This is a genomic window from Novosphingobium resinovorum (assembly GCF_036352595.1).
Taxonomy (GTDB): Bacteria; Pseudomonadota; Alphaproteobacteria; order Sphingomonadales; family Sphingomonadaceae; genus Novosphingobium; species Novosphingobium resinovorum_B.
In genome coordinates this window covers 61,686-69,910 of record NZ_JAZFAX010000027.1, presented here as the reverse complement: position 1 = coordinate 69,910, position 8,225 = coordinate 61,686, and the positions used below count along the sequence as shown (strand labels likewise).

The 8,225-nt window shown below is 63.2% G+C and carries 8 protein-coding genes and 2 pseudogenes; 3 read left to right on the top strand and 7 right to left on the bottom strand.

The window, feature by feature from the left end:
* Positions 1-587, bottom strand: a pseudogene (locus tag V2S85_RS20790) (hypothetical protein); the annotation flags it as partial.
* Between the two features lie 602 nt (positions 588-1,189).
* Between V2S85_RS20790 and dut the strand changes: the two are divergent.
* Entirely contained in the window at positions 1,190-1,660 is a 471-nt protein-coding gene (gene dut, locus V2S85_RS20785; protein WP_330704723.1) for a dUTP diphosphatase, read from the top strand.
* Between the two features lie 416 nt (positions 1,661-2,076).
* Positions 2,077-2,292 (top strand): annotated as a pseudogene (locus V2S85_RS20780) (dUTP diphosphatase); the annotation flags it as partial.
* Between the two features lies 1 nt (position 2,293).
* Here V2S85_RS20780 and V2S85_RS20775 read toward each other — a convergent pair.
* From V2S85_RS20775 to V2S85_RS20765, 3 genes are all read right to left on the bottom strand, one after another.
* The gene (locus V2S85_RS20775; RefSeq protein ID WP_155986275.1) at positions 2,294-2,458 is read right to left on the bottom strand and encodes a hypothetical protein; all 165 of its coding nucleotides are present in this window, start codon (positions 2,456-2,458) and stop codon (positions 2,294-2,296) included.
* 5 nt (positions 2,459-2,463) lie between these two features.
* Positions 2,464-2,646 (bottom strand): hypothetical protein, encoded by a 183-nt coding sequence (locus V2S85_RS20770; protein ID WP_330704721.1) that lies wholly within the window; start codon positions 2,644-2,646, stop codon positions 2,464-2,466.
* 130 nt (positions 2,647-2,776) lie between these two features.
* Positions 2,777-3,472, bottom strand: a complete 696-nt coding sequence (locus tag V2S85_RS20765) for a DUF4136 domain-containing protein (RefSeq protein WP_330704720.1) — start codon at positions 3,470-3,472, stop codon at positions 2,777-2,779.
* A gap of 215 nt (positions 3,473-3,687) precedes the next feature.
* Between V2S85_RS20765 and V2S85_RS20760 the strand changes: the two genes are divergently transcribed.
* On the top strand, positions 3,688-4,344 hold the full coding sequence (locus V2S85_RS20760; protein ID WP_330704719.1) for an MOSC domain-containing protein: 657 nt from the start codon (positions 3,688-3,690) through the stop codon (positions 4,342-4,344).
* 142 nt (positions 4,345-4,486) lie between these two features.
* On the opposite strand, the gene trpS is transcribed toward V2S85_RS20760, so the two are convergent.
* The 3 genes from trpS to secB form a co-directional block, all read right to left on the bottom strand.
* A complete protein-coding gene (gene trpS / locus V2S85_RS20755; protein WP_330704718.1) occupies positions 4,487-5,506 on the bottom strand; it encodes a tryptophan--tRNA ligase in 1,020 nt (339 codons plus the stop codon).
* A gap of 189 nt (positions 5,507-5,695) precedes the next feature.
* Positions 5,696-7,267, bottom strand: a complete 1,572-nt coding sequence (gene murJ / locus V2S85_RS20750) for a murein biosynthesis integral membrane protein MurJ (RefSeq protein ID WP_330704717.1) — start codon at positions 7,265-7,267, stop codon at positions 5,696-5,698.
* A 197-nt stretch (positions 7,268-7,464) separates the two neighbouring features.
* The gene (secB, locus tag V2S85_RS20745; RefSeq protein WP_330704728.1) at positions 7,465-7,980 is read right to left on the bottom strand and encodes a protein-export chaperone SecB; all 516 of its coding nucleotides are present in this window, start codon (positions 7,978-7,980) and stop codon (positions 7,465-7,467) included.
* Between the last annotated feature and the right edge of the window lie 245 nt (positions 7,981-8,225).

The following is an 8,225-nucleotide window of genomic DNA, read 5'->3' as shown; positions in this document are numbered from 1 at the left end:
TATCGCTCCGTCACCGGAACCGCCCGTCTCAGCGGCAAATCGGCCCTCGTAGCTATCCGCGAACTCGTCGACGGCAGGTTCGTGGTCGCCTGATCAGAGCCCAATTGCTGACCCCGTGAGCAATTACTGTCAGTGAGCCTTAGATTGCGGGCAGCTGCCACTAGGGTAGAATGGCTTTGGTTGACCAAAGCCAAGCGCTCACGTTCCGATAGGGCGGTTTGAGCTATGTTGTCCCAAAGATAGTTTTGAAACTGGCTGTGCCGCCATTTACCTCCCTCGAAGTCATTAACTAAGCTAAGAACCCGCTTGTTCAGCAGATCCTTGAGCTGAGTGACATTCGTTATCTTTGCTAATGAATCGTCGATGAGCGTTTCAAAGCCGATGCTAATCATCCAGCGGATCGCCCGTACTGTGGATGACAAGATATCAGCCCAGAAGCGACGCAAAATATTAGCTTCGCCTTGGATTGCCCAGCCGCAATCAGCATCGACAATAACACCTTCGTTCACCAAACTTTTCTTGGGCTCCCAAGAAAGTAACCAAGTGTCAAGCGTGTCGGACGGGATCGGTTTGGTGAACGTTGGCATGCGCGTGTCTCGAGGTTGAGGCATACCTAGAACAGACAGGGAACGTTTCGGCGTGTCAAGACCTCCAAGGCCTGGGGCTGATACGAGGTCAACGAGACGAGCAGCGATATCGTCATCTCGTCGGTCACACTGGCTGAAACCCTTTTCCTCGCTAGATCTTGAAGCCTCCAAGCAGAAGCCGGGGCGCTTCTTGATGACCTTGGGTTGGACGTGATGCCAGTGACGGCGGCTCCCGCAAACGGATCGCAGATGTTCAGGCGCGATGGGCTGAGGACGTGTATCGCGCAGGGCAGAATTTTCACGATTGCGTTGCCTATGAGTTGGCGAAAGACTCCGTCTGCCCACACCCTATCCGTTGGATAGGACTTTTTTTGCACACCGACATCATTAGTGCGTGATCAATCCGACACGCCAGATAGCCCGGAATTCCCCACAAACGTAGGAATACAACGCTTCTAACGGACGCGTGGGCGTCCGTTAGATTGCGCTGTCTCCTCGGAAGTTAGAGACGTGTTCGTGCCCCCCCTTTATAGCCCAGCGAGGTTGGGCTAACCTGATCACATAGCCGCATTTGAAAGACAAAGTTTCGTAGAGGAAATGAATTGAACACCGCCGAATTTGAATTGCGTGTCATCGATGAGCGAGTCCGAGAGTGGGGCCTTCCTTCGTTCCAGACCGATATGTCAGCTGGCATCGACATGTACGCGTGCCTTGAAGCGCCGCTGGAACTCCGCCCTCAAGCGGATGCGGTGCTGATTCCAACTGGGGTTGCGATTTTGATGAACGACCCCAACGTCGTTGCCTTCCTTCTCGCAAGGTCGGGGCTCGGTCACAAGAAGGGCGTCATTCTCGGCCAGTCTGTCGGCACAATCGACGCTGATTATGCCAATCAGATTTTTGTTAGCACGTGGCTGCGTACCCCGCCTGGAAGCGATCCAGTGACGATTAACCCCGGCGATCGCATCGCACAACTCGTCTTCCTGCCTATCATACGCCCCACATTCCGTGTGGTAGAAGAATTTTCGGCCACCACTTCCCGTGGGATGGGTGGGTTCGGCTCAACCGGCGTTTGAGGTGGCGAGGTTCCAGCAAATCACCTCGCCAAACCAAGTAGGCGCTAGCTAGCGCTTAAGAAGTGGAAGCGGATTTAACGGAACTGAAAGAAGGCATTAAAGTGACAACTGCGTCTCATAGACTGCAACCCTCCAAGAGGGATCCGAGCGGTAGAGTACCTGGCTTTAGCCCGGTCACCCGCGCTCCTCGGCGTGCCCGTAGGCGCTCTCTCACCGAGGCCCGTGCATGTGGTGAGCGGGTTGCCGCCTTCGGCGGTTACGATCGGTTGACTTCGAAAATAAATTTCGAAGTCAACCGATCGTCCAGAATGGACGTCGGTCTTACCAACAACCGTCACGAACCGGGGGGCGGGTTCACCCAAAGAAAATGGGTGAACCTGAAAACACCCCTATCCTATCTAGGGTTCACCCAAGCCGGTGACCTGAAGGCCGATTATCGGGGCGAGGTCAAGGTCATCCTCATCAACCACGGCGCCGAAGGCTTCGACATCCGCCGCGGCGACCGCGTTGCGCAGCTGGTGCTGGCGCCCGTGACGCGCGCTTCGTGGGTGGCCGTCGAGGAACTTGACGAGACGGCGCGGGGTGAGGGCGGTTTCGGCTCCACCGGCGGCGTAGTCGCGCTGGGGAGCTGATTCAGGTGGCGGAGCTGAACACTCCGCTCCACCACAGCAAGGCCCCGATCACCGCGACGAGCGACAGGATCAGCGAGGCGCATCCACCCCAGCCATAACGGTGGTGGATCGCTTCGGCGGTTGCTTCGATAAGGCCTTCGAAGATCCATTCAACGAGCCAGGACAAAAGCCTCAGTCCTTGCCCTTGCCGTCCCGCTCGCGTCGGGACTTGCGCCACTTCAGGCCATACCATCCCGCGCCGCCAAGCCCGCCGATCATCATCGCGCCCTTGGCCAGCGTCTCGAACGCAGCGCTCAAGGCGCCGATGGTGACGCCCCAGAACAGCTGCGAGAGGATGGCCATGAAATTATGCATCAACAAATCCTATGGGGCGCCAGATAGCGCCTGATGCCCCATAGCAAAAGGACGGGCCCGCAGTATTTCAGCGGACCCGTCCCTCGGTGTCTCCCGCTCTTTGCAGGGAGGAGCCTGTCAGATTTCGTGCTTATTTCTTCTCGGGCGCGACTGTAATGCGCACGGTCTCTCCGGAGTTCCCGGGGAAATTCGTGAACATCGCTTCCACCAGATTGGGCACGACATACTGCAGGCGATTGGAGGTCGAGACGGCTTCGGCCTTGCCTTCGAACAGGCGCTGGCCGTCGGCGGCGCGGTCGATCTTCAGGTCGATGCCGCTGGTGTAGATGGTGTAGGACTGGATCGAATTGTCGAAGAACGGATCATACCAGCCATAGCGCCACGGGCCGCCCCAGCCGAAGCCGGGTCCGTAGAACCCGCGGCCGTAGAAGCCACGGCCATAGAAGCCGCCGCCGTAAGGGCCCCAAGCGCCCCAGGGACCGCCCATGCCGACGCCGGTGCTGCGCACGCGCTCGCGGCCGTTATCGACGCCGTAGTCGAAGCGCACCAGCAGGGTGGCCTTGGCGGGATCCTCGACCGGGGTATAGCCCAGCTTGGCCATGCGATCGCGCACGAGCGAGGCGTACTGGGAGAATTCCAGCCCGCCGGCCAGCTTGGGATCGCCGGCGACGATCGCGAAGCTCTGGCCCTGCGGTGCCGGCAACTGGGTGGCGAAACGCGAGACGTCCGCCTTGAAAGGCGTCGCGCACGCGGCGAGCGCCATGAGCAGCATGGCGGCTGCGGCCAGTCTGAGCCGGCCGATCTGCGATCCGGAATGGTGTGTCATCATCTTTGCTCCACGAACCCGAAGAGCCCATGACGCCCCACTCCGGCGCGGCCTTCGTTTCTTCGACGATCCTGTCGTGAAATCAACGCCCTGAATAGGGGTTGAATGGACTTGGACGAGCGACGGGTCGTGCCCGCGTTCATCCCGCATCCACCCCACCGGGGTTGGCATCACGGCTTGATCGCCTGCTTCTCATGTAGGAAAGAAGCACGGTCATGACGAGTCCGTTCCCCATTCTTTCCATACTTTGCGGCAAAGTCGCTCCGTTTCGTGGGCCCGGCGAGCCGAGCGCCATCGCCAAGACGCCGGTGGAAGGGCGCGTGCGGGTGCATCGGCTTGGCCTGGACGGCGACAGCCAGGCCGATCTCACCGTCCATGGCGGCCCCGACAAGGCGATCCATCATTATCCGCACGATCACTATTCCTGGTGGCGCGAGGCGATCGGCGAGCATCCGCTGCTGGCCGATTACGGCGCCTTCGGGGAGAATGTCTCGACCGCCGGGCTGACCGAGGACGCCATCTGCATCGGCGATCGCTGGCGACTGGGCAGCGCGCTGGTCGAGGTGAGCCAGGGGCGCCAGCCCTGCTGGAAGCTGGACCACCGCTTTGATGGCGCGAAAGTCAACGGCGCCTGCGTCACCTCGCGCCGCGCCGGCTGGTACTACCGGGTGATCGAGGAAGGCGAAGTGGGCGAGGGCGACGGCCTGGAACTGATCGACCGGCCGTTCCCCGAATGGAGCGTGCGCCGCGTCTTCGGCCTGCTGATCGCCGGAGACCACAAGAAGGATCGAGAAGGGCTGGAGGCACTGGGAGAAGTCTCCGCGCTCGCCGAACCCTGGATCCGGCGGCGCGCGAAGCTCCTCGGCATTTAGCGCCTGTCTGCAAATCCGCCTTGGGCGGATTTGGCCGCACCAGCCCACCCGACCGCCCGCAGGATACTACCTTTGGGTGGTCGGGTGGGGCGTGGGCTGGTGCCGCTACGAAAACGCCCGCCGGGCATTTTCCAGACGAATCTCAACCCCGTACCAGGCCGAGCGCCTCGTAGGTCTTCTGCAGCGTCGGCACCGCCAGTTCGCGGGCCTTGAGCGCGCCCTTGCACAGGATCGCGTCGAGCGCCTCGCGGTCCTCGCGCAGCTCCAGGAAGCGCGCGTTGATGGGGGCGAGCTTCTCGACCAGCACTTCGCCCAGTGCCGGCTTGAACTTGCCGAAGCCCTCGCCGCCGAAATCGGCCAGCACCGCATCGACGGTGGTGCCCGCCATCACCGCGTAGATCGAGACGAGGTTCTTCGCTTCTGCCCGGCCTTCGAGGCCGGCCTTGTCCGAAGGCAGCGGCTCGGGATCGGTCTTGGCCTTCTTGACCTTCTGCATGATCGTGTCGGCATCGTCGGTCATGTTGATGCGGCTCATGTCCGAAGGGTCGGACTTGCTCATCTTCGAAGACCCGTCACGCAGCGACATGATCCGCGCGGCCTCGGGCGGGATATAGGGCGCGGGCAGGGTGAACAGCGGCGCGTCTTCGGCGCAGAAGTCGTTGTTGAACTTCTGCGCGATGTCGCGGGCCAGTTCGAGGTGCTGCTTCTGATCGTCGCCCACCGGCACGTGCGTCGCCTGGTAGAGCAGCACGTCGGCCGCCTGCAGCACCGGATAGGTGAACAGCGCGACGCTGGCGCCTTCGCGGTTCTTGCCCGCCTTGTCCTTCCACTGCGTCATGCGGTTCAGCCAGCCCATGCGCGCGGTACCGTTGAGCAGCCACTGCATCTCGGAGTGCTGGGGCACCTGCGCCTGGTTGAACAGGATCGAGCGGTCGGGATCGATCCCGCAGGCGACCAGCGCCGCCACCATCTCGCGCGTGTTGGCGGCGAGGTCCGCGGGGACGTGCGGCATCGAGATCGCGTGAAGATCGGCGAGGAAATAGAGGCACTGGCCACCCTCGGCCGAGACCTGGTCCTGCATCGCCACCCAGTTGCGGATCGCGCCCAGATAGTTGCCGAGGTGCAGGTTTCCGGTGGGCTGGATGCCCGAGACGATACGCATGGCCGCGTCCTTAAGTCAGTTGTCGAAGGATGTGTGGATTGCGCCCGGACCGGGCACGGATGCAGGAAGGGTCAGCGCGAAACGCGCGCGACCCGGTGCCATCGCCACGAACCGGGCGCCAGCGAAAGAAAGATCGAACGATCCTGCATGGCCAAGGCTCATAGCATGTTCGTTCATGGATGGAAGGCCTCAGGCGGCGGGCTTGCGACGGCGCAGCATGGCAAGGTCGGCGCGGGTGAAGGCGCCGGTCGCGACGGCGGCCACGGCGTAGACCGCGCAGCCCGCAGAGACCAGCACCGCCAGTGCGATCCCGCGCACCAGCCAGGTGCCATGGACGTAAGGCATCATCAGTTCCTGCCCGAACCACAGCGCCGCGCCCATCGCCGCCGCCGCGAGGGCGAGGCGCGGGGCGCGCCGCTTCAGGCGCGCATCGACGGTGAAGTGGCCGCGCTTGACCAGCGTGTAATACAGCATCGCGACGTTGAGCGTGGAGGCGAGGGCGGTGGCGAGCGGCGGCCCCATGTGCTGCAGCGGCACGATCAGCACGAGATTGCCGACGAGGTTCGCGACCATCGAGATCATCGCGTAGCGCACCGGCGTCTTCGTATCCTGCCGCGCGTAATAGCCCGGCGTCAGCACTTTCACGAGGATGTAGCTGGGCAGCCCGATCGAGAAGGCGGCCAGCGCCTCGGCGGTGCGGGCGACGTCGTTCGCGTCGAACTTGCCGTAGCCGAACAGCGCGGCGGCGATCGGTCCGCCGCACACGATCAGCGCGGCGGCGGCGGGCAGGGTGAGCAGCAGCGCGAGTTCGAGGCCGCGGTTCTGCGTCGCCATCGCCTCGGCCTCCTGCCCGCTGCCGAGCTGGCGCGAGATCGTCGGCAGCAGCACGGTGCCAAGGCCGATGCCGATGAGGCCGAGCGGCAGCTGGTTCAGCCGGTCCGCCATGTAGATGTAGGTCACCGAGCCATGCGCCAGCAGGCGCGCGGCGATCGCGGTGGAGATCAGCAGGTTGATCTGCACCGCGCCGGCGCCGGCGGCGGCGGGCAGGATCAGCGTGAGCAGCTGCTTCACGTCGGCGTTCCACACCGGCATGCGCAGCCGCATCGACACCCCGTTGGCGCGGCAGGCCCAGACCAGCCAGGCGAGCTGCAGCGCGCCCGAGACCGAGACGCCGATCGCCTGGTTGCGCGCGGTGAGCAGCGGGTCGGCCGAATGGAAGCCCAGCAGGGCGACGATCAGCGTCAGGTTGAGCAGGATCGGCGCGGCGGCGTTGACCCAGAACTTGCTCAGCGAATTGAGGATGCCGCCGAGCAGCGAGACGAGGCTGATGAAGGCGAGATAGGGGATCGTGTAACGGCTGAGCGTCACCGCGAAGGCGAACTGTTCGTGAGTCACGTCGTTGAAGCCGCCCGAAAGCAGCAGCGTCACTGGCCAGGCCAGCACTTCGAGCAGCACCGTCATCGCGATCAGCACGGGTAGCAGCACGGAAAGCGCCTGTTCGGCGAAGAGGATGCCGGCGGGCAGGCCCGCGCCGTCCTTGTCGCCCACCTTCTTGTTGAACATCGGGATGAAGGCCGATGCGAAGGCCCCTTCCGCGAACAGCGCGCGGAACATGTTGGGCAGGCGGAAGGCGATCAGGAAGGCGTCGGAGGCGAACCCGGCGCCCACGAAGCGCGCGAACAGGCTGTCGCGTACGAGGCCGAGCACGCGGCTGGCGAGCGTCAGTCCGCCGACGCTGGCGAGGGCCTTGGCGAGGTTCATGCGCCCCTTGTTCCTGTCACGCCCCGGCTCCCGTCATTCAGCGCCACCTTCATTCGCGACGTCACCCTGAACTTGTTTCAGGGTCCATTTCGCGGTTTCGACCGGCGGCCTGATCGGCACGATGGACCCTGAAACGAGTTCAGGGTGACGAAGAATATGGAGGCGGGGTGTGTTTGGCACCCCGCCCGGTAACGGGTTCAGGCGTTGCCGACCGGCTCGCCCATGCCGGTCTCGGCCTGCTGGGCCTGTGCCTGCAGCTGCTGCATGTAGAGGCCGTTGAAGTCGATCGGCTCCAGCATCAGCGGCGCGAAGCCGGCGTCGCGCACGGCGTCCGACACCACGCGGCGGGCATAGGGGAACAGGATGCGCGGTGCTTCGGCGAAGAGGAATGCGTGGGCCTGGCCCTCCTCGAGGTTGCGCATGCCGACGAGCGCGCAGTAGCTCAGCTCCACCGCCCAGCTGACGCCGGCGTCGGTGCGAGCCGAGCAGGTGATCTTCAGCTCGACTTCATGCACTTCGCCCTCGATCGCGCGGGCGCCGATGTTGAACTGCACGTCGATCTGCGGCTGGTCCTGCCACGAGAAGCTCTCGGGCGCGTTCGGGTTCTCGACCGAGAGATCCTTCACGTACTGCGAAATGATGCCGGCCGCCGGCGCGCTGTCTTCGCCGTTGTCGAGGTTGAGGTCGGAAATGATGTTGCCTTCGTCGGCCATCTTCATGTGTCCCGCAATGGAATCTGAAAAAAGTTCAGCGGCGGCGCGTAAAACATTTTGCGGGCGCGGGGAACACCTGCGCGTCCGGAAATTTGTAGATGCAGTGTTCCGATGCTGGGCGCAGGCGGCGCAGGCAGGCTCGATCCGGCGAAAAAATGCCCCGAACGAGCCGCTCACGCGTTGTTCATTTGTAATGCGTACCTATCTGGGGCTATGTTCATGTGCTGAACCGCAGGCGCATTCGA